Genomic DNA, 21,849 nt, shown 5'->3' on the forward strand with positions numbered 1-21,849 from the left:
GCGGGCGGCGTGGATCGTTCCGTCGAAAACTTTCCGCCGCCGCCATTTACATCGATGTAATCGTATGGTCGCATGACCCCGTACACAGCGCACCTGCACTGATGAGGAGCAGCATGAGCACGCCCCTGCCCCCGGACGTCCCGCGTCCGGAGTACCCCCGGCCCCAGTTCGTCCGCGAGGCCTGGCTGAACCTCAACGGCCGCTGGCAGTTCGAGACGGACCGCGGGGACAGCGGACTGGAGCGCGGACTGCGCGACCGCGACCTCACGGGCGAGATCCTCGTGCCCTTCTGTCCCGAGTCCGAACTGTCGGGCATCGGCGACACGGACTTCATGGAGGCCGTCTGGTACCGGCGCACGGTCACGATCCCGGCCGAGTGGTCCGGCAACGACGTACTGCTGCACTTCGGTGCGGTGGACCACGACGCCACCGTCTGGGTCAACGGCACCGAGGTGGCCCGCCACCGCGGCGGCTTCACCCCCTTCACCGCGGAACTGCGCGGGGTGGCCGCGCCCGGTGAGGAGGCCGTGATCGTGGTCCGCGCCCGCGACACCCGGCACGGCCCGCAGGCTCGCGGCAAGCAGGCCACCTGGTACGCCAACACCCACTGCCACTACACCCGGACCACCGGGATCTGGCAGACGGTGTGGCTCGAACCGGTGCCGGCCACGGCCCGTCTCAAGCGCCCGCGGATCACCCCCGACCTGGGCTCGGGTTCCTTCCACATCGACCTCCCGGTCACCGGCAACCTGCCGGGCCACCGGGTGCGGGCGGTCCTCACGGACGAGCGCGGCGAGGTCGTGTCCGCCTCCGCCCGCGCCGACCTCGACCTGTGCCCCCGGCTGGTGCTGACCGTGCCCGAGGACCGGCTGCGCACCTGGTCCCCGGCCGACCCGCACCTGTACGACCTGCGCCTCCAGCTTCTCGACGCGGCGGGCGGGGTCGTCGACGAGGCGACGTCGTACGCCGGACTGCGCTCGGTCGCCCTCCACGGCAAGCGGGTCCTGATCAACGGCGAGCCGGTGTTCCAGCGGCTGGTGCTCGACCAGGGCTACTACCCGGACGGCCTGATGACCGCGCCCACCGACGCCGACCTCGTGCGCGACATCGAACTCGGGCTGCGGGCGGGCTTCAACGGGGCCCGGCTGCACCAGAAGGTGTTCGAGGAGCGCTACCTCTACCACGCCGACCGCCTCGGCTACCTGGTGTGGGGCGAGTTCGGTGACTGGGGTTGCGAGACCGGCGTACGCGACGACAACCAGCGCCCCGACGCCAGTTACGTCGCCCAGTGGCTGGAGGCCCTGGAACGCGACCACTCCCACCCGTCGGTCATCGGCTGGTGCCCGCTCAACGAGACGTACCAGCACCTGCACGACCGGATCACCCAGCTCGACGACGTCACCCGGGCGATGTTCCTGGCCACCAAGCAGGCCGACCCCAGCCGCCCGGTGATCGACGCCTCCGGCTACGCCCACCGCGTGCCCGAGACCGACGTCTACGACGCGCACTGCTACGAACAGGACCCGCGCGCCTTCGCCGGGACCATGGCCGGACTCGCCGAGGACCGCCCGTACGTCAACACCGGCCCCGACGGCCGCGACTGGTCCGTCCCCTACCGCGGACAGCCCTACTTCTGCAGTGAGTTCGGCGGCATCTGGTGGGACGCGGCCGTGGCCGCGACCGCCGCCGGCGACGAGCGGGGAACGTCCTGGGGGTACGGCGAACGGCCGCGCAGCACCGAGGAGTTCCTGGCCCGTTTCACCGGCCTGGTGGACGTCCTGCTCGACGACCCGGACATGTTCGGCTACTGCTACACGCAGCTCACCGACGTCTTCCAGGAACGCAACGGCGTCTACGGCTTCGACCGCGCCGAGAAGTTCGACACCGCCGTACTGCGCCGCGTCCAGCAGCGCGCGGCCGCCTTCGAATCCGCCGGCTGAGACGATCCGCTCCCGGCCCGGCGGACGACCGGAACCGGGACCCCGTCCGCACGGCATGTCGTCCGCGGCGTCCGCCGGTGATGTACATCGATGTAGAGAAAGGTAGTGCCATGGTCGACCTGCCTGGCCCACGGGCCGCCTCCGTCCCGCCGGACGGCAGCCGCGCCGCGCCGTCCCGACGGGGCCTGCTCCGGGCCTCGTTGGCCTCCGCCGCCGTACTCCTCGGCGGCGGGGCGCTCGCCGGCTGCGGAGCCGCGTCCGCCGCGTCGGACCCGCGCACCGTGCGCATGTGGGACCTGTTCAGCGGCGCCGACGGCGCACTGCTCGACGAACTCATCGGCACCGCACGGTCCGAGATGCCCGGCACCCGCGTCGAGCGGACCGTGCTGGAATGGGGCACGCCCTACTACACCAAGCTCGCCATGGCCTCGGCCGGCGGGCGCGGCCCGGACGTCGCCGTCTCCCACATGTCGCGCCTGGCCGGATACGCGCCGCTCGGACTGCTCGATCCCTGGGACACCGGCCTGCTCGCCGAATTCGGCGTCCACGAGCAGGACTTCGCCGAGGCGGTCTGGGGCCGCACCCAGTTCGAGAACCGGACCTTCGCCATCCCGCTGGACACCCACCCGTTCATCGTCTTCTACCACCCGGAACCCGTCCGCGAGGCCGGACTGCTGACCGGCGACGGAAGCCTCGACCAGGACGCCTTCTCCACCCCCGAGCGGTTCCTCGAAGCCGGCCGGGAACTGGCCAAGGCCTCCGGCAAGCAGGGCATCGCCTTCGGCTACGTCAACGACACGGCGCAGGGCTGGCGGCTGTTCTACGGGCTCTACCGGCAGACCGGCAACGACTTCGACCTGCCCGTCGGCGGGGAGGTCACGGCGAACACCGACGCGATGACCGAGGTCATCGCCTTCATGCAGAAACTGGTCGACGGCCGCGCCAACCCGCGCCGCCTCGACTACCCGGCGGCCCTCGCCCACTTCACCAACAGCCAGAGCGCCATGATCCTCTCCGGCGAATGGGAACTCGGCACCTTCCGGGCCGCCGACCCGAAGCTCGGGGCCGCGCCCTTCCCCACCGTGTTCGGCACCCCGGCGGTCTACGCCGACTCCCACTCCTTCGTGCTGCCGCGCCGGCCCGGGCCCGACGAGGCACACCGCAGGCGCACCCACCAGGCGGTGGCCGCGATCCTCAAGACCGGCCAGACCTGGGCGAAGGCCGGTCACATCCCCGCGTACCAGCCGGTGACCCGCACCCGGGAGTACGCGCGGCTGGAGCCGCAGGCGCGGTACGCGCAGGCGGCCGACCACGTGGTGCTCGACCCGGCCGTCTGGTTCGCCGGAGCCGGCTCCGACTTCCAGAACTCCATGTCGCAGGTGCTCCAGCAGGCGTTGCTCGACGGCCTGGCGCCCGACCGCGCGGCCCGCGCCATGGTCGAGCGGATCAACACCGCCCTCTCCAAGCCCAGCCCGGCCTGAGCCGCCGCGAAGGAGGCAGCAGATGTCCACCGAACTCGCTTCCCGCGGCCGTCCGAAGGCCGCCCGCCCCGCCCGAGGACCCGGCGCGACACCGCGCCGCGCCTTCTCCCCGGGACTCCTCTTCGCCCTGCCGTTCCTCGTCCTGTTCGTCCTCTTCATGCTCTGGCCGCTGGTCCAGGGCGCCTGGATGAGCCTCACCGACACCTCGCTCGCCGCCCAGGACCCGTCCTTCATCGGACTGGACAACTACGCGGAGGCCCTCGGCGACGCCGAGATGTGGCGCACGATGTGGCACACCGTGTGGTTCACCGTCGTCTCCACCGTGCCCCTGGTGGTCGTCGCCCTCGGCATGGCCCTGCTGGTGTACACCGGACTGCCCGGACAGTGGGTGTGGCGGCTCGCGTTCTTCGCCCCGTACCTGCTGCCGGTCGGTGTGATCGGTCTGCTGTGGGGCTGGCTCTACCAGCCGGACCTCGGCCTTTACAACCACCTGCTGCAGGCGGTTGGACTGGACGGCTACGCCTGGCTGAGCGACGAGTCCGTCGCCCTGTACGCCATCGTGATCGCCACCCTGTGGTGGACCGTCGGCTTCAACTTCCTGCTGTTCCTGGCCGCGCTGCAAGCCGTGCCCGACCACCTGTACGAGGCCGCCGCCCTGGACGGCGCCGGCGCCTGGCGGCGGCTGTGGCACGTGACGCTCCCGCAGCTGCGGCGCATCATCGGCGTCGTCACGGTGCTGCAGATCCTCGCCTCGCTGAAGGTCTTCGACCAGGTGTACCTGCTCACCAAGGGCGGGCCCGACGGCTCCACCCGCCCCGTCGTCGAGTACCTCTACGACATGGGCTTCACCGGATACCGCCTCGGCTACGCCTCCGCCATCGCCTACGTCTTCTTCGCCCTCATCGTCCTCGCCTCCGCCGTGCAGTTCGTCGCCCTTCGCCGCAGGGAGAAGTGACATGACCTCCATCGACGTCCCGACACGGCCCGCGCGCCGCTCGGTCTCCCCGCTCCCCGCCGCGCGCCGGGCCCACCGCGACCGGCCGGTCCCGGGGCGCGGACCCCACCTCACCCTCGGCCCGGGCCGGCTGTCCCGCGTCCTGGCCCTGGCGGCCCTCGCGGTGATGGCGCTGATCTGGCTGCTGCCGATGGCCTGGGCCGTGCTCACGGCGTTCAAGTCCGAACAGGACGCCAGCGACCCGGTCCACTGGATCCGGCCGCAGGGCGGCTTCACCCTGGACGGCTTCCGCACGGTGATCGAGCGCGGCGACCTGCCCCTGTGGATGCTGAACAGCTTCTTCATCGCGGCGGCCGTCACCGTCATCACCGTGGCCGTGTCCGCGATGGCCGGCTACGCCTTCTCCCGCACGCTGTTCCGCGGCCGGCGGTGGCTGTTCACCGTCACCATGGCGTCGATCCTGGTGCCGCCGCAGCTCCTGATCGTGCCGTGGTTCCAGCAGATGCTCACCCTGGACCTGGTGGACACCTACGCGGCGGTGATCCTGCCGCAGACGGTCGCGCCGGTGATGGTCTTCATCCTGAAGAAGCACTTCGACTCCCTCCCGCGCGAGCTGGAGGAGGCGGCCCGCATCGACGGCGCCGGACACGCCCGGATCTTCTGGTCCGTGATGCTCCCGCTGTCCCGCCCGATGCTCGCCGCGGTGTCGATCTTCGTGTTCATCGGTGCGTGGAACAACTTCATGTGGCCGTTCGTGTCCACCTCCGACCCGGCACTGATGACCCTGCCGGTCGGCATCACCGCGGTGAAGGACGCGTACGGCGTGAACTACGCCCAGACCATGGCGTCCTCGGTACTGGCCGCGCTGCCCCTCGTGCTGGTGTTCGTCTTCTTCCAGCGGCACATCGTGAAGTCGGTGGCGACGACCGGCCTCGGCGGTCAGTGACCCCGGTGGCGTGCCGCCGGGGGACCGGGGCCGGGTGAGGCGTTAGCGTCGGGACATGGCCGGTGATCGTCGCGGATGGCGGGTGTGTCTGCTCGGCGGTGCGGTGTTCGCGGTGTGCATGACCGGCACCACGCTGCCCACCCCGCTCTACCCCCTGTACCAGCAGAAGTTCGGCTTCTCCGAGCTGACGGTCACCGTCGTCTACGCCGTGTACGCCTTCGCGGTCATCGGAGTACTGCTGCTGGCCGGCAACGCCTCGGACGCCGTGGGCAGACGTCCGGTGCTGCTGTGGGGCCTGGGCTGCGCGGCCGCGAGCGCCGTCTGCTTCCTGTGCGCCACCGCGCTGGGCTGGCTGTACGCCGGACGGCTGCTGTCGGGGCTCTCCGCCGGACTGTTCACCGGGGCCGCCACGGCGTACGTCATGGAGTCGGCACCGCCCGGCGGAACCTCACGGGCCACGTTCGTCGCCACCGCCGTCAACATGGGCGGCCTCGGCTGCGGCCCGCTGCTCGCCGGAGTCCTCGCCGAGTACGCGCCCTGGCCGCTGTACCTGCCGTTCGCCGTGCACCTCGCCCTGGTGGCCTGCGCGGCCGCCGTCCTGCTGCGGCTCCCGGAGACCGTGGCGGAGCGCCGCCCGCTGAACACCGTACGGCCGCGGCGGCCCGGCGTGCCCCCGCGGGTGCGGCCGGTGTTCGGCCCGGCGGCGACCGCCTCGTTCGTGGGATTCGCTCTGCTCGGCGTGTTCACCTCCGTCAGCCCGGCCTTCCTCGCGCGGTACCTGGACGTGACCGACCACGCCGTGAGCGGACTGGTCGTGGCGCTGGCCTTCTTCACCTCGACCGGCGGGCAACTGGCCGCCGGCCGGGTCGGCACGGTCCGGTCACTGCCGCTGGGGTGCGCCGGACTCCTCGCCGGGCTGGCGCTGCTCGCGGGCGCGTTGTACTGGGACCTGCTGACGCTGGTGGTGCTGAGCGCGGTCACCGGAGGGTTCGGCCAGGGGCTCGCGTTCCGCGGCGCGCTGTCCGCGGTGAGCGGGGCGTCCCCGCCGGACCGGCGCGCGGCGGTGATCTCGACGCTGTTCGTGGTGGCGTACCTGGGCATCTCGGTGCCGGTCATCGGAGTGGGGCTGCTGACGGGTCCGATGGGCCTGGAGGACGCGGGCCTGGTGTTCATCGCCTGTATGGGAGTCCTCGTCGTGGCCGCGGCCGGCTATCTGCTGCGGCGGCCGGTGCCGGCGGGGACATGACCGCCGGCTCACCGACAACGCCGGACGGGTCCGGCACGCCGAGGAACTGGACGACGCCATCTCCGCCTGGACCGCGCGACTGCCGCACGACGACGTGCCCAAGCTCCTGGACGACGGGCAGATCCCCTCCGGCCCCATCGTCACGGCCGCGGAGATCGCCGAGGACCCCCCCACTACGCGGCACGCGGCATGCTCGAACGCCACCGCGTCACGGTCAGCGCGGGGGACGAGCGCGAGGTGACCTTCCCGGGCATCGTCCCGAAGTTCACCGAGGAGCCCGGCCGCACCCGCTGGCTCGGCCCGGAGCTCGGTGAACACACCGACGCCGTGCTGGCCGAGATCGGAATCGACGAAGCACGGCGCACCGCGCTGCGCGCCCTGGGAGTGGTGTGAATGAACGACCTGCCCGACCGCGTCCTGATCACGGAGGTGCTGCTCCGTGACGGCCTGCAGATCGAACCCGTGGTGGTGCCCACCGCCGACAAGGTCCGGCTCGCCTACGGGCTGCTCGAAGCCGGCTTCACCTCGCTCGAGATCGGCTCGTTCCTCCACCCCGGCAAGGTGCCGCAGATGGCGGACACGGACCGGCTGGCCGCGGAGCTGCGGACCGGCCTCGCTGCACACGCTCGTCTTCAACGAACGGGGCGCCCGCCGGGCCCTGGACGCCGGGGCCCGTCACGTCCGGCTGACCGTCTCGGCGAGCGACGGTCACAGCCGGGCCAACGCCGGGGTGCCCACCCGGGAGGCCCTGGACCGGCTCCGGCCCGCCGTGGAACTGCTGTCCGCGGCCAAGGTGCAGCTCGAGGCCACCGTCGCCACCGCGTTCGTCTGCCCCTTCGACGGCGAGACACCCCCCGCGGACGTGGTGGACCTGGCCCGAAGTCTGGCCGGCTTCGGCATCTCGGTGCTGCATCTGGCCGACACCATCGGCGCCGCCAGTCCCTGGCACATCCGGCGGACGGTCACCGCCGTACGGAGGGAACTCCCGGACCTGCCCCTGGGGCTGCACCTGCACAACACCTACGGCATGGCCTCAGCCAACGCCTGGGAGGCACTCCACCTCGGAATCCGCCGCTTCGACGCCGCGCTCGGCGGAGTCGGCGGCTGCCCGTTCGCCCCCGGCGCCGCCGGGAACATGGCCACCGACGACCTGGTCAACCTCTGCCACCACGCCGGCATCGCCACGGGCGTCGACGTGGACCGGCTCGTGACCCTCCGCGCGGAACTCCAGGCGCTGCTGGGGCGCAAGCTCACCTCGGCCCTGGCCGCCGTCCCCTCGGCCCCGGCACCACTGCGTGCCACGGAGGTGCCCGGCTGACATACCGTATGTCCTCGTAGACGGCTGAGTCCTGGCGGGGAGACACGGTGATGAGCACGAACGACAAAGGCGGCACGGCGCCCCTGCTGGTCCTGCGGAAGATCCGGCAGATCCTCGAGTGCTTCACCTGGAACAGCCGGAGCTGAACCTCCAGCAGATCACCAAGGCCACCGGTCTGCCCGCCAGCACCTGCCAGCGCCTCGTCCACAACCTGGTGCGTGAGGGGTTCCTGGACCGCGTCGAGGACACCTACCGGATCGGTCTGGGCCTGGTGCGCTGGGCGGCGCCCGGCACGTTCGGCCTGGACATGGTCCAGCTCACCCGCCCCGCGGTGCAGCGGCTGCGCGACCGCACCGGCGAGAGCGCCTGTCTGTACGTACGGGACGGGGCGTTCCGCACGGTCGTGTCACTCGCCGAGACCCGGCACGTGGTGATGCGCCTGTTCATGGTCGGCATGGTGATGTCGCTGCACGCCGGCTCGGCCGGGAAGGTCTTCATGGCCTTCGACCCCTCGGCGCGCCGGGCCGCCGTCAGTCACGGTCTCACCCGGCACACCGGACGCACGATCGTCGACATCGACGTACTGGACCGGCAGCTGGAGGAGATCCGCGGGAGCGGCTTCTCGGCGACGTTCGAGGAACGCGGTCTGGGGCGGCCTCCATCAGCGCGCCGGTGTTCGGCAGCAGCGGCGAACTGGTCGCCGCCGTCGGCATCGGAGCGCCGACCCAGCGACTCACCCCGTCCGACGTCGCCGGCCTCGCCCCCCTCGTGATCGAGGCGGGCGAGGAGGCGTCCCGGCGCCTGGGCTACCGCCCCGGCAGCCGGCTGGAACCGGCCGGCACCGACTGATCAGCCGTCCGGCGCGGTACGGCGTCCGTGCCGGGGGACCGTCGCAGCCGGCTCAAGCCTGCCGGACCGCGCCCGTCGGCTGAGCGTCCGCCGTCGCGTCGTCGTCCGCCCCGGCCTCCTCGTCGGCCTCGGCGGGGCTCGTCGTGTCGTCCGTCCCGGCGGGGCTCGCAGCGTCGTCGGGCTCGGCGCGGCTCGTCGTGTCCTCCGGTTCCGATGCCGGTTCCCGTGTCCGCTCCGGTTCCGGCACGGGCGTCTGGTCCGCTTCCTGTTCCGGTGACGGCTCCGGCAGGGCGGGATCCGCCGGAGCGGGACGCAGATCGTCGCGGACGTCCGCCACGATGAGGGCCACCACGGCGGCCGAGCCGACCAGTTCCAGGAAGGACTGCAGGGTGCCGAGCGGGGACGCGAGGAGCGTGTCCGCGTCGGCGGATCCCCACAGCTTGGTGAAGGCGGTCGGCATCATGAACAGGGCGAGGCCGAGCGAGAAGCCGGTGGCGCTGGGGCGGCGCCTGCCCGCCAGCACCATGCCCACGCCGCACAGCACGGTCAGACAGGCCCACTGCCAGGGAGAGGACACCCCGAGCACCGCGTGCCCGGCACCCTTTCCGGCCAGCAGGTCCCCGAGAGCGTCGGGCCCGATGTCGAAGGCCGTCAGGGCGTTGCGGGCGATGTAGAAGCAGTTCAGTACGGCGAGCAGCACGCAGGAGGCCGCCGCTGTCACCTTCACGGGCCGCACACCGCCCGCCAGGGCCGCCTCCCGGGCCGCGGCCTCGTGCTCCAGTCGGCGCACCCGGAGCAGCAGCGCGGCCTGGACGAGGACGATCAGCAGCGCGAGCAGGCAGGTGGTACCCACCGCGGTCAGTGACGGTCCGTCAAGACCGCCGAACCAGGGGTCGGACGGCGAGTCGAGCAGCCAGTACCAGACGACGGGCGCCCGGAAGGCCAGGGTCGTGGCGCACACCGTCAGCAACAGACCGCCGGCGCCCCGCACCCGCAGCAACGTGGCGCAGGCCGCAGCCAGTTGGAGCGCCGCGAGGCCCAGGTCCACCGAACTGGTCGCGGCCAGGCCGGACGCGGGACCCTTGGTCCAGACGGACCACACCTCGGGGACACCCTGGCCGACCACGTCGTACAGGAGCCAGAAGGCCGAGTGTGCGAACAGGACCAGGCTCAGGGAGCCCAGAACGATCCGCACGTGATGCATCGACATGGCTGGGCGGTTCATGGTTCTCCGTGCGCTGTGAGGTGGTCCGGGAGCGCCGGACGCGGCTATGGCTCGACAACGATGTCCGCGACTCGGGACTGCCCTGTTCGCGTGGTGACGGGGCGAGAGCGTAGCACGGATGTTGAACCTTAAAGGATGCGTTGTGGGGGGAAGTCGAGCAGGTCGGGGCGGGGTGGCCGGCGGCCGTTCACTCGGGCCAGGCGGAGTTCTGGATGACGTCGACGAAGTCGGTCCGGCGGAAGCCGGGGACGAAGTGTTCCAGGACATCGGCGTTGACCGTGCCGAAGGTGGTGTCGGGGCGGTGCCTGAAGCCGTCGGTGAACGCCTCGAGGATCTGTCGCTTGAAGTCCGGACGGGGGTGGGCCGCGGTGACCTCGTCGATCTGTTCGCGGGTGAGGCGGGTGAGGTGCAGGCCGAGCACATCGGTCTCCACACCCGCCGTGGTGGCGGCGATCTCGGGGGCCAGTCCGTAGGGCACCTCCGGGGTGGTGTGCAGGGCGATGGCCGTCCACACCGTGCCCGCGTCGCCTTCGGTCAGGCCGTGCGCCAGCAGGAAGGAGCGGGCGTGGTCGGCACCGTCCATCTCGAACCGCTGGCCGTCACCGCGGTACGGCGCGACCAGACCGGTGTCGTGGAACAGCGCCGCCACGTAGAGGAGTTCGGGGTCGGGCCGGAGTCCGCGCGCGGCGGCCTGCAGGCTGCCGAACAGATAGACCCGGCGGGAGTGGTGGAAGATCAGGGGCGGTGTGGTGTCGCGGATCAGATCGGTCGCGGCCTTGGCCAGAGGGCTGTCGGGAATTGCTACGCCGGCGATCTTCTCGGTCATGACTGTCTCCTCGGGCTGTGCTGACCGGACATCCCCACGATCCGCCCGCGGAGGTCTCCGCGTCCGCTACGAAATGGCCGACAACCCCTCGGAAACGGCCACCCGTCACCCGCCGGGGCGGGGAGTGGGGGAGCCCGGGCCCGTGGTGCCGAACCGTTGCCGGTACGTGGTCGGTGACACGCCCAGACGGCGCGCGAAGGCGCGCCGCAGACTCTCGTAACCGGGGAAGCCCGACAGCGCGGCGGCCTGGGTGGCGTTGTGCCCGGCGTCCAGGAGGGCCTTCGCCTTGTCGAAGCGGATCAGTTCCACGTATTTCATCGGTGTGGTGTCCAGCTCGGTGCGGAACATGCGGGTCAGGTGCCGCGGGCTGACCCGGACCCGGGCGGCCAGCGACTCCAGACTGTGATCGGCCGTCGGATCCGCCTGGACCGCGTCCAGCACCATCCGCAGGACCGGTGTCCGCGGGGCGGGGCCCCGGAGCGAGGCGGAGAACTGCGACTGCCCGCCGGACCGCTGCATGTACACCACGAGTGAGCGGGCGACGCTGCGGGCCGGACCGGGTCCGTGGTCCTCCTCCACGAGGGCGAGCGCGAGGTCGATGCCCGCGGTGACACCGGCCGACGTGTACGTCGTGCCGTCCTTGACGAAGATCGCGTCGGGTTCCACCCGCGTGGTCGGACAGCGCCGGGCCAGCAACGCCGTGTGCTGCCAGTGCGTCGTCGCCCGTTTGCCGTCGAGCAGACCCGCCGTGCCCAGGATGAACGCACCGGTGCAGATGGAGGCGACCCGGCCGGCCTCGGAGGCCAGTTTCCGCGCGACCGCGCCGAGTTCCTCGTCGACGGGGGACGTGGGCACCTTGTCGCCGCCCACGACGAGCAGGGTGTCGAAGGAGGGGGCGCCGAGGGCGTCCGCGTCGGCCGGCACGCGGACGCCGATCGAGGAGCGCACGGAGCCGCCGCCGACCGAGACGACGCTCAACCGGTAGTCGGCGCCATAGCGGTTGGCCTCGGCGAAGACCTCCGCCGGCCCGGACAGGTCCAGCATCTTCATGTCGTCGAAGACGAGTACACCCACACGGTGTGCTCCCGGCGCCATCCGTCCCCACCTTGCGTTCGTCCCCGATGCGGGCGCGAGCCGTCGCGCCGTCCTCCGCCTACGACTTCACGAATTCCAGGATGTCGCGGTTGACGACGTCCGGGTGCGTCGCCAGCATGCCGTGGGGGTACCCCTCGTAGGTCTTCAGGGTGCCGTACCTCAGCAGCTCGACCGTCAGCGGTGCGGAGTCCTCGTACGGCACGACCTGGTCGTCGGTGCCGTGCGCGACGAGGACCGGGACGTCGATCTTCTTGAGATCCTCGGTGAAGTCGGTCTCGGAGAACGCCTTGATGCACTCGTAGTGCGCGTTGGCCGCCCCCATCATGCCCTGTCGCCACCAGTTGTCGATCAGCCCCTGGGAGACCTCCGCGCCGGGGCGGTTGAAGCCGTAGAACGGACCCGACGGCACGTCGATGTAGAACTGCGCGCGGTTGGCGGCCAGCGCCGCGCGGAACCCGTCGAAGACCTCGACGGGCGTTCCGCCGGGATTGCCCTCGGACTTGACCATGACCGGGGGAACCGCGCCGACCAGGACCGCCTTCCCGACCCGGCCCGGCTCCGCCCGCGCGACGTACCGCGCGACCTCACCGCCGCCCGTCGAGTGCCCGATGTGGACGGCGCCGCGCAGATCGAGGGCGCCGGCCAGCGCCGCCACATCCGCGGCGTAGGTGTCCATCTCGTGGCCGGACGAGGTCTGACTCGAGCGCCCGTGACCGCGCCGGTCGTGGGCGATCACGCGGAAGCCGTGGGAGAGGAAGAACAGCATCTGGTTGTCCCAGTCGTCGGCGCTGAGCGGCCAGCCGTGGTGGAAGACGATCGGCTGTCCGTCGCGCGGACCCCAGTCCTTGTAGAAGATGGTCGTGCCGTCGGCGGTGGTGACCGTGCTCATGGATGATCCCTCCGAAGGAACCGGATCGACGGCATTCACCTTACGCGCCGGCCCGACGCACCTCATCTCCGGAATGCCTGATGAGAGGCGGTTGCGTGCGTTCTATGGTGGTTCGATGGTGTCTGTTCCCAGATGGGTCCTGTTCTCGTCGGGGTGTGCGCCCGTCCTGCTGATCGCGGGCTGGGTGATCGCGGCGTCGTTGGAGGGACCCGCCTACGACCCCGTCAGACAGACGATCAGTGTGCTGGCGGCCTACGGGGCCGCGGGATCCTGGGTGATGACCGGGGCGCTGCTCGCCCTGGGCGCCTGTCATCTGTTCACCGCGTGGGGACTGCGGGCGGCGGCGACCGCCGGGCGCGTGGCGCTGGCCGGCGGGGGAGTGGCGGCGCTGGTGGTGGCGGTGTTACCGGTGCCGAGCAGCGGGGGATCGCTGCGCCACGGTTCGGTGGCCGCCGTCGGATTCGCGCTGCTGGCCCTGTGGCCGCTGCTGGCCGCCGTCGGAGGCCGTGCCGCTCCCTGGGCGCTGCGGCCGGCGGTCTCGGCCGCGGCGACCGCCCTGATGGTCGTCGGCGCGGCCTGGTTCCTCATGGAGACGCACCGCCACGGAGCGGCGGGCGTCGCGGAACGGGTGGTGACGGCCCTTCAGTCCGTCTGGCCCTTCGTGGTCGTCACCTCCTGCCTCCGTCACGCCGGCGGCGAGCCGCCCGCGGGCCGGGCGGACTGACGGGGCCGGTGAGGTGCGGGCCGGGCGGTCGGCGCCGCGGCCGCCCCCGCGGCCCGCCCGACGACGAGGGCGACCCGGTCGAGGGGAGCCGTGCCGGCCTGCCGCAGCCGGCGCAGCGCGCCGGGAACGTCACCGCCGTCGAGGCACTCCCAGGCCTTGGACAGTTCAGGGAGGGAGGAGGGCCGGCGGTTTCTGCGCGAGAACATACGCGGCAGGCCGGCACGGCGGGCGCGGCCGCCCTCAACCGCATGTGTTCCGCGCACGGCCGGTCTCAGCGGCCGGGTGCGCCCGTGGGGAACTCCTCGCTGCCGAGCACGCGCAGCAGCTCCAGCCGCTCGCGGGCCTCCGCGTCCGCCGGGGTGAGCACCAGCAGTTGCTGCCCCTGGTCGGGAGTGACCAGGGTCTCGCAGTCCATCAGCACCCGGCCCACCCGCGGGTGCAGGAACGTCTTGCGGTCGGCGCGCCGCACCGCCACCTCGTGCTCCGCCCAGAGCCGGCAGAAGCGCGCGCTGGCGGCCGACAACCGCTCGACGAGCCCGGTGACCGTGGGGTCGCCGGCCCGGCGCCCGGCGGCCGCGCGCAGATCGGCCACGAGCTGACGGCCGTAGTACTCCTCCTCCTCGGCGGGGCCGACGGCGCGGGCGGCCGGTTCGGTGAACCAGCGGTACACGAGGTAGCGGCGGTCGCCCGGGAAGCCGGTGAGGTCGCTCATCAGCAGCACCGACGCCCGGTTCTGCGCCAGCACCTCCCCCAGGTCGGACAGCACCAGCGCCGGAGTGTCGCCGAGCAGGTCCAGCAGGCGCATCAGACCCGCCCGGGCCAGCCGGGCCACCCCGTCGGCGGGCGGGGGCCGGTGACCGGCCAGATGGAACAGGTGGGCGCGCTCGTCGTCGGACAGACGCAGCGCCCTGGCCAGCGCCACGAGCAGCTGCGTCGACGGCTGACTGCTCCGGCCCTGTTCGAGCCGTACGACGTAGTCCACCGACATGCCCGCCAGCATCGCGACCTCCTCCCGGCGCAGCCCGGCGGTGCGACGGCGCGGGCCGTCGGTGATCCCCACGTCGGCCGGACGGATCGCCTCACGGCGGCGGCGCAGGAAGTCGGCGAGTTCCTCACGTTGCATGACCTCATGGTCCCTCCCGGCACGCCCCCCGATCCAGGGAGCGGCTCTCCCACGATGAACGCTCCGCTCCCGGCGGGCCCGGCACCGGCGCAAGGTGGACGACGAAAGCGACCACGAAGGAGAACACCATGCAGACACGCACGCTGGGCAGCGACGGTCCGATCGTCTCCGCGCTGGGCCTCGGCGCGATGAGCATGTCGGGTGCCTACGGCGCGGCCGACCGCACCGAGAGCATCGCCACCGTGCACGCCGCGCTGGACGCCGGCGTCACTCTGATCGACACGGGCGACTTCTACGCCATGGGCCACAACGAACTGCTGCTCGCCGAGGCGCTGCGCGGCCGCGACCGGGACAGCTACCGGCTGAGCGTCAAGTTCGGCGTGCTGAGCGGGCCGACCCCCGCCCCGGGCGGGTTCGACGGCCGTCCCGAGGCGGTGAAGAACTTCGTCGCCTACTCGCTGACCCGGCTGGGCACCGACCACATCGACATCTACCGTCCCGCGCGGCTGGACCCGGCGGTGCCGATCGAGGAGACGGTGGGCGCGATCAAGGAGCTGATCGACGCCGGGTACGTACGTCATCTCGGCCTCTCGGAGGTCGACGCGGCGACGATCCGCCGGGCGCACGCCGTGCACCCGGTCACCGACCTGCAGATCGAGTACTCACTGATCTCCCGCGCGGTCGAGGCGGAGGTCCTGCCCACGCTGCGGGAGCTCGGCATCGGCCTGACCGCGTACGGAGTCCTCGGGCGCGGCCTCATCTCCGGGCACTGGACCGTCGGCCGCGGCGCCGGCACCGGTGACCACCGGGCGTTCAGCCCCCGGTTCTCCGGCGGCAACGTGGAACACAACCTCGCCCTCGTGGAGGCCCTGCGCCGGGTCGCCGACGCGAAGGGGTGCACCGTCGCCCAGCTGGTCATCGCCTGGGTCGCCGCCCGGGGCGAGGACATCGTGCCGCTGGTCGGCCCCCGCACCCGCGAGCGGCTGACCGAGGCGCTGCCCGCGCTGGACCTGGCCCTCACCGCGGACGACCTCGCGGAGATCGAGAAGGCGGTACCGCTGGGCGCGGCCCGCGGCGACCGCTACCCGGCGGCGTTCATGTCCTCCCTCGGCGTGGGCAACTGAGCCGGGCTCGCCGGCGGGGCCGGCCGGCGTCAGCAGCCGTCGCGATACGGCGTGCCGGGAGCGATGCGTTCCCAGTACGCCCGGGTCGGCGGCGGCACCCGCTCACAGACGTGTGCCGCCACCCGGCGCGGGTCCAGGTCCCAGGTGCGCCAGGTGCCGTCACGGCTGACCGTGTGCAGGGTGTCGTCACCGTCGAACACGGCGTCCGCGACCCGGCCGGTGTGCCCCCGGAGCGTCGCTCCGGGGGCCCGGCCGGGGATGTCCCACAGTCGCGCGGTACCGTCCCGGCTGCTGGTGACGAGGGTGTCGCCGGTGCGGTCGAAGCGCATGGACACGATCGGACCGGTGTGTCCGGACAGGACGACGGGTGCGGGCCTGCTGCCGGGGCGCCGCAGCACGTCCAGCCGGTACAGGCGCACGGTGCAGTCCCGCCCGGCGGTCGCCAGCAGCGTGCCGTCCGGACTGAACGCGGCCGTGAAGACGGTGTCGTCGTGCTCGTCCAGGGTGCGCAGCCGCCGGCGGTCGCTCGTGCGCCACAGCTGCACCGTCTCGTCCTGGCCCGCGGTGGCCAGCAGCGAACCGTCCGGGCTGAGGGCCACACCGAAGACGGGATGGTCGGCGTGGTGCCGCATGGGCTCGCCGATCTGCCGCCGGCCGGCCACGTCCCACAGCCGCGCGGTTCCGTCGTCCGAGCCGCTCACCAGCCGCGTGCCGTCCCGGCTGAGCGCGAGCGTCTTCACGGGCGCCGACTGGACGGGGAACTCACCGGCCGGCCGGCGGCCGTCGGGACCCCACAGCCTGATCCTGCCGTCGTCACCCGACGTCACCAGCAAGGACCCCGCCCGGCCGTACAGCACACTGCGTACCTCGCTGTCGTGGGCGCGGAAGCTGTGCACCGCGCGACGCCGGGCGGCGTCCCACACCGTGACCCGGCCGTCGGCGGCGCCGGTGACCACCCGCCCGCCGTGCCGGTCCACGGCCAGCAGCGGCGCCACGGGACGGTGGTGCGACGGACCGCGGGCGGGATCCCAGAGCCGTACGACGGCGTCGTCCCCGGCGGTGGCGAGCAGACCGCCGGCGCCGAAGGCCACCGCCCCGACGGGGCCGCTGTGGCCGGGCAGCACGGACAGCGCGGACGGTCCGGCGGTCTGCCACAGCCGTACGGTGTTGTCCCGGCCGCCGGTGGCGATGGTGCTGCCGTCGCGGCTGAAGGCGACGGCCAGCACGGTGTCCGTGTGACCGGTGAGCCGGCCCCGGTCGGCATGCGTGCGCAAGTCCCGGACGCGGACGCCGTCCGCCCCGGCGACGGCCAGCAGCGAGCCGTCCGGGCTGTACGCGATGTCCTCGACCTCCCCCGCGTCCTCCAGGGCCGAGCCCTTCCCGCGGCCGGTCGCGGCGTCCCAGAACGTGACGGTCCCGTCCGCCCCGGCCACCGCCAGAGTGCCGTCCCCGGGACGGAAGGCCAGCGCCCGCACGGCCCCTCCCACCCGGAACACCGGGCCGGGACGCCGGCGGTCGCGCACCTGCCACAGCCGTACGGTGCCGTCGTCCTCCCCCGAGGCGAGCAGCGAGCCGTCCGGGCTGAACGCCACCGCGTGCACCGGTGCCGTCACCGCCAGGGTGCCGGTCCCGCGCCGTGACCTCATGTCGTACAGACGCGGGGCACCGGTGCGCCCGGCCACCGCCAGCACGGAGCCGGAGGGGTCGACCGCCACCGCGGTCAGCCCCGTGCCCGGCACGGTCAGCCGGGCCGTACGCTTCCGCCCGGTCACCTCCCAGAGGCGGACGGCGCCGTCGTCGCCGGCGGTCACGACGGTCCGGCCGTCCGGAGTGAAGGCCAGCGCGTTCACCGGTTTCCCGCCGTGTCCCGCGAGCTGCCCGGCGTACGGGTGGGCCTGTGTGCTGAGCAGCGCGCCGAGGGCCGCGGGCGTGGGCGACTCGTCGAAGGCGGCCACCGCCAGCGTCATGGGCGCCTCCACCTGGTGGGCCGCCGTGGCCTCGGACAGGGCTGCCAGCTCCCGGGAGACGGCCAGCCGCGCCTGCTCGCCGGCCACTTCGCTCTGCTGCCACGCGGTCAGGCCCGCCAGTACCGCCAGGACGAGACACACGGCCAGGGCACCACTGAGCTGCCGCAGCCGGCGGTCCCTGCGGCGCCGGGCGAGCCGGCCGTGCCGCTCGGCCGCGGCGGAGGCGTCCAGGAAGGCGGCCTCCAGCGGGCCGAGCAGTTGCCGCCCCGACGGCCGGGCGGCCCACTCCTGTGCCAGGACCAGCCGGGCGCCCCGGATCAGCTCCGAGGGGTCGCGCCCCGTCGTGTGCCACTGCAGGGCGGCGTCGGCCAGCCGGTGGTGCAGCTGCAGACCGGCGAGGTCGGCGCCGATCCACCGGCGAAGCCGTGGCCAGGCTCGCAGCAGCGCCTCATGGGTGATGTCCACGCTGTCGTCGCCGTCCGTGCCCGCGGTGATCAGCCGGGCCCGGATGAACGACGCCAGCACGCGCCGCGTGACCTTGCCGGGCGCGGGGACCTGTTCGAGCAGCTCCGCACGCGACTGCCGCCTGCGGGTGGCGCCGGTCGCCGTGTCGACGTGCACGAGCCGGGTCAGCAGGTGCCGCGCCGCCGTCTGCTCCTGGGGGGTGAGCCGCTGGTACGCGCCCTCGGCCGTGGTGGCGACCGCGTGACCGATGCCGCCCGAACGCCGGTAGCCCGCCACGGTGAGGCGGTCGCCCTCCCGCTGCCGCCACGTCTCCCGCAGCGCGTGGGCGAGCAGGGGGAGCGCCCCCGGGGGATACGCGTCCTGCCCCGGCGGGACCTCCAGGGCGCCCAGCTCCTGCAGCAGCAGTTCGGTGAGGCCGGACTCCAGCTCGAGCCCCTCCGCGCGGGCCGGACCGGTGACCGCCTGCAGGAGCTCGCCGCGGGTCATGGGCCCGAGCGGGAAATGCCCCTCCTCCAGGGCCGCGACCAGTTCCGGGTACGCCAGGCACCGTCCGTACAGGTCCGCGCGCAGGCTCAGTACGACCAACGCCGGCGGGTCGGCCGCCGCCCCCGGGCCGGAGGGGGCCGAGGCCGCCTGGAGCGCCCGGACGAAGCTGTGCCGCGCCTCCTCGTCCCGGCACTCCGTGAACAGCTCCTCGAACTGGTCGACCAGCACCAGGAGCCGGCCCGCCGGCCCGGCCGCGTCACCGAGCAGCGCCCGCCACGTGTGCGGGTCGTCGACGCCGGCCCGGAGGCCGGACACCCCGACGCCGGTGGCCGCCGCGACGTGGCCGGCCAGGGACCGCAAGGGCCGGCCGGACGGTGTCATGCGGACGGTCCGCCAGCCGGCGGAGCCGGGGAGCGCTCCGTCCGCGAGGGCGGGCAGGAGCCCGGCGTGCAGCAGCGAGGACTTGCCCGCTCCCGAAGGCGCGACGACCACGAGCGGGCCGCCGCCGGCGGTGCGCTCGCCCAGGCGCGCGACCAGCCGGGCCGTCGCCTGCTCCCGGCCGAAGAACCACCGGTGCTCCTCGGGACCGAAAGGGCTCAGCCCGGGGTAGGGGCAGACGTGCCCGCCGCCCCGGTCCACCAGGGCGGCGAGCGCGCCGCCGGTCTCCAGTACGGCGTCGCAGCGGCGCGCGACGTCGGGCGTCATCGGCTTGTCACCGTTCTCGATCTTGCTCAGATACCCCTTGCTGTAGTGCACCGCCTGCGCCAGCGCCGACAGCGACATCCCGCGTCGTCCGCGCCAGCCGCGCAGCTCCTGTCCACCCGGCGGGGCACCACCCGGCGGGGAACCGGTGCCCTCCGCCCGCCGCGCCCCGGGATCGTCGCCGTCCATCGTCACGCCCGTCCTTCCGCCGGTGTCCGCACGGCGGGGGACCGTCCCGGACGCATCACTGTGTGATCGGATGCCTACCCGAAGCATGTGCCGCGTGTCGTCGCCGTACCCGCAATGGCGCACGTCGAAGGGGGTTTCCCGTTTCCTGTGGCACCGGGAAACGGACAACCCCTTCCTGAAGCACCGGTCGTGGCTGAAGCGTGTGGTGGCGACCCACCTCACCGTCCGGCGGACCGTGCCCCGCACCGCCCGCCACCCCACGGAGTAGGACCTCACGCATGAACGACGCGGAGCGGATCTTCGACATGGTGCTGGCGGGAGCGGTGGCGCTCTGCGTCAGACGGCGTCTCGCGCGGCAGGCGGACCGGCTGGAGGCGGCCCGCGCGGTGGTCGAGAGGGTCCAGCGGGCACTGCTCCCGTCCCCGCCGCGACGCATCGGCGATCTCGAACTGGCGGCCCGCTACGAGGCCGCCCACGGCGAGGCGCGGCTGGGCGGGGACCTGTACGCGGTCCGGGCCACCCGCTTCGGAACGCGCGTACTGCTCGGCGACGTCCGCGGCAAGGGTTTGGACGCCGTCTCCACCGTGTCCCTCCTCCTGGGCGCGTTCCGGGAGGCGGCGGAACGGGCTCCGGACCTCGCCGCCCTCGCCCGACGGCTGGACATCGCCCTGGAGTGCGAGACGCATGGCCACGACGCCGACGCGCTCGAGACCGTCTTCGCCACGGCGCTCCTGCTCGAGTTCCCCGCGGGCACCCACGCGATGCGCCTGCTCAACCTCGGGCACCCCCCTCCCTACCTGGTCCGCGGCACCGACACGGGCACGGTGGGCGACACGGAGCCGGGGCTGCCCCTCGGCCTGGGGCACCTGTGCCGCGGTTTCCCCGCCGTCGCCGAGGTGGCCTTCGAGCGGGACTCGGTTCTGATCATGGTCACGGACGGTGTCACCGAGGCCCGCAACCGCACCGGCGATTTCTACGACCCCCAGCGGCACCTGCCGCGCCTGGCTCCCTTCCCGGCCGCGCACGCCGCGGCCGGTGCGGTGCTGGCCGACGTGAAGCGGTGGACGGACGGGCCCCAGGCGGACGACCGGGCGATCCTCGCGGTCCGGCGCGACGCGTCCGGCCTGTCAGGGGAATGAGACCGTTCATGCCGCTGGGCACCCCGGGGAATATACCCCTAGGGGGTATATGTTGCCTCCGGTGGGCCGACACCGGTCACCCAGGACGCCGAACGGGGATGAAGGTCATGGACCACAGCACGCGTCACACCGCCACCGGGCACGGCCACGCCTCCTGGGCGATGGCGCTGAAGGCGACGCTCCACTGCCTGACCGGGTGCGCCATCGGCGAGATCCTCGGCATGGTCATCGGCACGGCCCTGCTGTGGGGCAACGTACCGACCATGATCCTCGCGATCGCCCTCGCCTTCGTCTTCGGCTACTCCTTCACCCTCTTCGCGGTGGTGCGCGCGGGCCTGTCCCCGCGGGCCGCGATCAAGGTGGCGCTGGCCGCCGACACGGTCTCCATCGCGGTGATGGAACTGGTCGACAACGCGATCATCGCCCTGACACCGGGCGCGATGGACGCACACCTGTCGGACGGGCTGTTCTGGTCGGCGCTGCTCGGCGGCTTCGCCGTGGCGTTCGTGGTCACCACACCGGTCAACAAGTGGATGATCGGCCGCGGCAAGGGCCACGCCGTCGTCCACGCCCACCACTGACCGCGGAACGCCCCGGAAGGCGTTCGGATCCTGCCGGGGGTGCGGGGGTGCGGGGGTGCGGGGGTGCGGGGGTGCGGGGGCCGGCACCGCTCCCTCGCCCGGCCTCGCTCGAGCGGGAAGGACGCCCATGCGCGGGAGGTACCCCCACCCCGGACCCCGCTCGCTCAGGCTACGAGGCACCGCTCACCGGAGCCGACCCGATCCGAACGGCCCTCCCTAGCGCTCGCGGTCCAGGACGCGGCGGGCCGCCTCGGCCTCCGCCGCCGGCGGGGACAGTTCGTCGAGGGAGTCGAGCTCGACGTCGGCCTCCAGCTCCCGTTCCCAGTCCGCCGCCAGCCGTTCCTGTTCCTCGCGCGGTCTGCCGCTGACGGCCTCCCGGTGGTGAGGGTCCAGGGCCGCGAGGAATCGTCCGACCGGGTCCGTGGGCATGCCGTGCTCCTTGTCGCTCGGAAGGGGCCGCGCTACCGACCCAGGATGGCCAGCCGGCCCCGGGACGGCCGCCCGACACGGCCTGCGACCACCCTGATGGCCCCGCGCCGCGGCGGTGCCCGTCCGGGGACGAGGACCCGGGGACCCGTT

At 73.0% G+C, this 21,849-nt stretch carries 20 protein-coding genes and 1 pseudogene; 13 read left to right on the forward strand and 8 right to left on the reverse strand.

Going from position 1 to position 21,849, the window contains the following annotated elements; genetic code table 11:
* The first annotated feature begins 113 nt into the window (after nt 1-113).
* The 9 genes and pseudogenes from ACF1DX_RS26180 to ACF1DX_RS26220 all read left to right on the forward strand — a co-directional run bounded on the left by ACF1DX_RS26180 (nt 114) and on the right by ACF1DX_RS26220 (nt 8,735).
* Nucleotides 114-1,940 (forward strand): glycoside hydrolase family 2 protein, encoded by a 1,827-nt coding sequence (locus ACF1DX_RS26180; RefSeq protein WP_391793582.1) that lies wholly within the window; start codon nt 114-116, stop codon nt 1,938-1,940.
* 110 nt (nt 1,941-2,050) lie between these two features.
* Nucleotides 2,051-3,421, forward strand: a complete 1,371-nt coding sequence (locus ACF1DX_RS26185; protein WP_391793583.1) for an extracellular solute-binding protein — start codon at nt 2,051-2,053, stop codon at nt 3,419-3,421.
* Nucleotides 3,422-3,443: 22 nt separating this feature from the next.
* Complete coding sequence (locus ACF1DX_RS26190; RefSeq protein ID WP_391793584.1) at nt 3,444-4,376, forward strand: carbohydrate ABC transporter permease; 933 nt, start codon at nt 3,444-3,446, stop codon at nt 4,374-4,376.
* A gap of 1 nt (nt 4,377) precedes the next feature.
* On the forward strand, nt 4,378-5,322 hold the full coding sequence (locus ACF1DX_RS26195) for a carbohydrate ABC transporter permease (protein ID WP_391793585.1): 945 nt from the start codon (nt 4,378-4,380) through the stop codon (nt 5,320-5,322).
* Between the two features lie 55 nt (nt 5,323-5,377).
* On the forward strand, nt 5,378-6,568 hold the full coding sequence (locus ACF1DX_RS26200; protein WP_391793586.1) for an MFS transporter: 1,191 nt from the start codon (nt 5,378-5,380) through the stop codon (nt 6,566-6,568).
* 46 nt (nt 6,569-6,614) lie between these two features.
* Nucleotides 6,615-6,809, forward strand: coding sequence for a hypothetical protein (locus tag ACF1DX_RS26205; RefSeq protein ID WP_391793762.1), 195 nt, complete (start codon nt 6,615-6,617; stop codon nt 6,807-6,809).
* Complete coding sequence (locus ACF1DX_RS26210; protein WP_391793587.1) at nt 6,758-6,961, forward strand: hypothetical protein; 204 nt, start codon at nt 6,758-6,760, stop codon at nt 6,959-6,961. Before ACF1DX_RS26205 ends, ACF1DX_RS26210 begins: the two co-directional genes overlap by 52 nt.
* A gap of 46 nt (nt 6,962-7,007) precedes the next feature.
* Nucleotides 7,008-7,886, forward strand: coding sequence for a hydroxymethylglutaryl-CoA lyase (locus tag ACF1DX_RS26215; protein ID WP_391793588.1), 879 nt, complete (start codon nt 7,008-7,010; stop codon nt 7,884-7,886).
* A 118-nt stretch (nt 7,887-8,004) separates the two neighbouring features.
* A pseudogene (locus ACF1DX_RS26220) lies at nt 8,005-8,735 on the forward strand (IclR family transcriptional regulator).
* Nucleotides 8,736-8,787: 52 nt separating this feature from the next.
* On the opposite strand, the gene ACF1DX_RS26225 reads toward ACF1DX_RS26220, so the two are convergent.
* From ACF1DX_RS26225 to ACF1DX_RS26240, 4 genes are all read right to left on the reverse strand, one after another.
* On the reverse strand, nt 8,788-9,945 hold the full coding sequence (locus ACF1DX_RS26225; protein WP_391793589.1) for a hypothetical protein: 1,158 nt from the start codon (nt 9,943-9,945) through the stop codon (nt 8,788-8,790).
* A gap of 202 nt (nt 9,946-10,147) precedes the next feature.
* Nucleotides 10,148-10,786 carry an HD domain-containing protein gene (locus ACF1DX_RS26230; RefSeq protein WP_391793590.1) on the reverse strand — a complete coding sequence of 213 codons (639 nt, stop codon included), beginning with the start codon at nt 10,784-10,786 and terminating at the stop codon, nt 10,148-10,150.
* A gap of 105 nt (nt 10,787-10,891) precedes the next feature.
* Nucleotides 10,892-11,881 (reverse strand): GlxA family transcriptional regulator, encoded by a 990-nt coding sequence (locus ACF1DX_RS26235; protein ID WP_391793591.1) that lies wholly within the window; start codon nt 11,879-11,881, stop codon nt 10,892-10,894.
* A gap of 58 nt (nt 11,882-11,939) precedes the next feature.
* A complete protein-coding gene (locus ACF1DX_RS26240) occupies nt 11,940-12,770 on the reverse strand; it encodes an alpha/beta fold hydrolase (RefSeq protein WP_391793592.1) in 831 nt (276 codons plus the stop codon).
* A 115-nt stretch (nt 12,771-12,885) separates the two neighbouring features.
* Between ACF1DX_RS26240 and ACF1DX_RS26245 the strand changes: the two genes are divergently transcribed.
* On the forward strand, nt 12,886-13,494 hold the full coding sequence (locus tag ACF1DX_RS26245; protein ID WP_391793593.1) for a DUF998 domain-containing protein: 609 nt from the start codon (nt 12,886-12,888) through the stop codon (nt 13,492-13,494).
* Here ACF1DX_RS26245 and ACF1DX_RS26250 read toward each other — a convergent pair.
* Both ACF1DX_RS26250 and ACF1DX_RS26255 read right to left on the reverse strand, forming a co-directional pair.
* A complete protein-coding gene (locus tag ACF1DX_RS26250; protein WP_391793594.1) occupies nt 13,455-13,700 on the reverse strand; it encodes a hypothetical protein in 246 nt (81 codons plus the stop codon). The genes ACF1DX_RS26245 and ACF1DX_RS26250 overlap by 40 nt on opposite strands.
* A gap of 65 nt (nt 13,701-13,765) precedes the next feature.
* Entirely contained in the window at nt 13,766-14,617 is an 852-nt protein-coding gene (locus tag ACF1DX_RS26255) for a helix-turn-helix transcriptional regulator (protein WP_391793595.1), read from the reverse strand.
* 128 nt (nt 14,618-14,745) lie between these two features.
* Here ACF1DX_RS26255 and ACF1DX_RS26260 point away from each other — a divergent pair, with 128 nt between their 5' ends.
* Nucleotides 14,746-15,741, forward strand: a complete 996-nt coding sequence (locus ACF1DX_RS26260; protein ID WP_391793596.1) for an aldo/keto reductase — start codon at nt 14,746-14,748, stop codon at nt 15,739-15,741.
* A gap of 29 nt (nt 15,742-15,770) precedes the next feature.
* Here the strand turns inward: ACF1DX_RS26260 and ACF1DX_RS26265 are convergent, their stop codons facing one another.
* A complete protein-coding gene (locus ACF1DX_RS26265; protein ID WP_391793763.1) occupies nt 15,771-19,550 on the reverse strand; it encodes a helix-turn-helix domain-containing protein in 3,780 nt (1,259 codons plus the stop codon).
* Between the two features lie 278 nt (nt 19,551-19,828).
* On the opposite strand from ACF1DX_RS26265, the gene ACF1DX_RS26270 reads away from it, so the two are divergent.
* On the forward strand, nt 19,829-20,689 hold the full coding sequence (locus tag ACF1DX_RS26270; protein ID WP_391793597.1) for a PP2C family protein-serine/threonine phosphatase: 861 nt from the start codon (nt 19,829-19,831) through the stop codon (nt 20,687-20,689).
* A 107-nt stretch (nt 20,690-20,796) separates the two neighbouring features.
* Nucleotides 20,797-21,270, forward strand: coding sequence for a DUF4396 domain-containing protein (locus tag ACF1DX_RS26275; protein WP_391793598.1), 474 nt, complete (start codon nt 20,797-20,799; stop codon nt 21,268-21,270).
* Between the two features lie 216 nt (nt 21,271-21,486).
* Here ACF1DX_RS26275 and ACF1DX_RS26280 read toward each other — a convergent pair whose 3' ends face one another.
* Nucleotides 21,487-21,699, reverse strand: a complete 213-nt coding sequence (locus ACF1DX_RS26280; RefSeq protein WP_391793599.1) for a hypothetical protein — start codon at nt 21,697-21,699, stop codon at nt 21,487-21,489.
* Nucleotides 21,700-21,849: the final 150 nt, after the last annotated feature.

This window comes from Streptomyces sp. NPDC014676 (assembly GCF_043084105.1).
In the GTDB taxonomy this organism is placed as follows: Bacteria; Actinomycetota; Actinomycetes; order Streptomycetales; family Streptomycetaceae; genus Streptomyces.

What these genes read in the sequence shown, in the direction of transcription:
- ACF1DX_RS26180 (WP_391793582.1), top strand. Translation starts at nt 114, where the DNA reads ATGAGCACGCCCCTGCCCCCGGACGTCCCGCGTCCGGAGTACCCCCGG.
- ACF1DX_RS26185 (WP_391793583.1), top strand. Translation starts at nt 2,051, where the DNA reads ATGGTCGACCTGCCTGGCCCACGGGCCGCCTCCGTCCCGCCGGACGGC.
- ACF1DX_RS26190 (WP_391793584.1), top strand. Translation starts at nt 3,444, where the DNA reads ATGTCCACCGAACTCGCTTCCCGCGGCCGTCCGAAGGCCGCCCGCCCC.
- ACF1DX_RS26195 (WP_391793585.1), top strand. Translation starts at nt 4,378, where the DNA reads ATGACCTCCATCGACGTCCCGACACGGCCCGCGCGCCGCTCGGTCTCC.
- ACF1DX_RS26200 (WP_391793586.1), top strand. Translation starts at nt 5,378, where the DNA reads ATGGCCGGTGATCGTCGCGGATGGCGGGTGTGTCTGCTCGGCGGTGCG.
- ACF1DX_RS26210 (WP_391793587.1), top strand. Translation starts at nt 6,758, where the DNA reads ATGCTCGAACGCCACCGCGTCACGGTCAGCGCGGGGGACGAGCGCGAG.
- ACF1DX_RS26225 (WP_391793589.1), bottom strand. Translation starts at nt 9,945, where the DNA reads ATGTCGATGCATCACGTGCGGATCGTTCTGGGCTCCCTGAGCCTGGTC.
- ACF1DX_RS26230 (WP_391793590.1), bottom strand. Translation starts at nt 10,786, where the DNA reads ATGACCGAGAAGATCGCCGGCGTAGCAATTCCCGACAGCCCTCTGGCC.
- ACF1DX_RS26235 (WP_391793591.1), bottom strand. Translation starts at nt 11,881, where the DNA reads ATGGCGCCGGGAGCACACCGTGTGGGTGTACTCGTCTTCGACGACATG.
- ACF1DX_RS26240 (WP_391793592.1), bottom strand. Translation starts at nt 12,770, where the DNA reads ATGAGCACGGTCACCACCGCCGACGGCACGACCATCTTCTACAAGGAC.
- ACF1DX_RS26245 (WP_391793593.1), top strand. Translation starts at nt 12,886, where the DNA reads ATGGTGTCTGTTCCCAGATGGGTCCTGTTCTCGTCGGGGTGTGCGCCC.
- ACF1DX_RS26250 (WP_391793594.1), bottom strand. Translation starts at nt 13,700, where the DNA reads ATGTTCTCGCGCAGAAACCGCCGGCCCTCCTCCCTCCCTGAACTGTCC.
- ACF1DX_RS26255 (WP_391793595.1), bottom strand. Translation starts at nt 14,617, where the DNA reads ATGCAACGTGAGGAACTCGCCGACTTCCTGCGCCGCCGCCGTGAGGCG.
- ACF1DX_RS26260 (WP_391793596.1), top strand. Translation starts at nt 14,746, where the DNA reads ATGCAGACACGCACGCTGGGCAGCGACGGTCCGATCGTCTCCGCGCTG.
- ACF1DX_RS26265 (WP_391793763.1), bottom strand. Translation starts at nt 19,550, where the DNA reads ATGGACGGCGACGATCCCGGGGCGCGGCGGGCGGAGGGCACCGGTTCC.
- ACF1DX_RS26270 (WP_391793597.1), top strand. Translation starts at nt 19,829, where the DNA reads ATGAACGACGCGGAGCGGATCTTCGACATGGTGCTGGCGGGAGCGGTG.
- ACF1DX_RS26275 (WP_391793598.1), top strand. Translation starts at nt 20,797, where the DNA reads ATGGACCACAGCACGCGTCACACCGCCACCGGGCACGGCCACGCCTCC.
- ACF1DX_RS26280 (WP_391793599.1), bottom strand. Translation starts at nt 21,699, where the DNA reads ATGCCCACGGACCCGGTCGGACGATTCCTCGCGGCCCTGGACCCTCAC.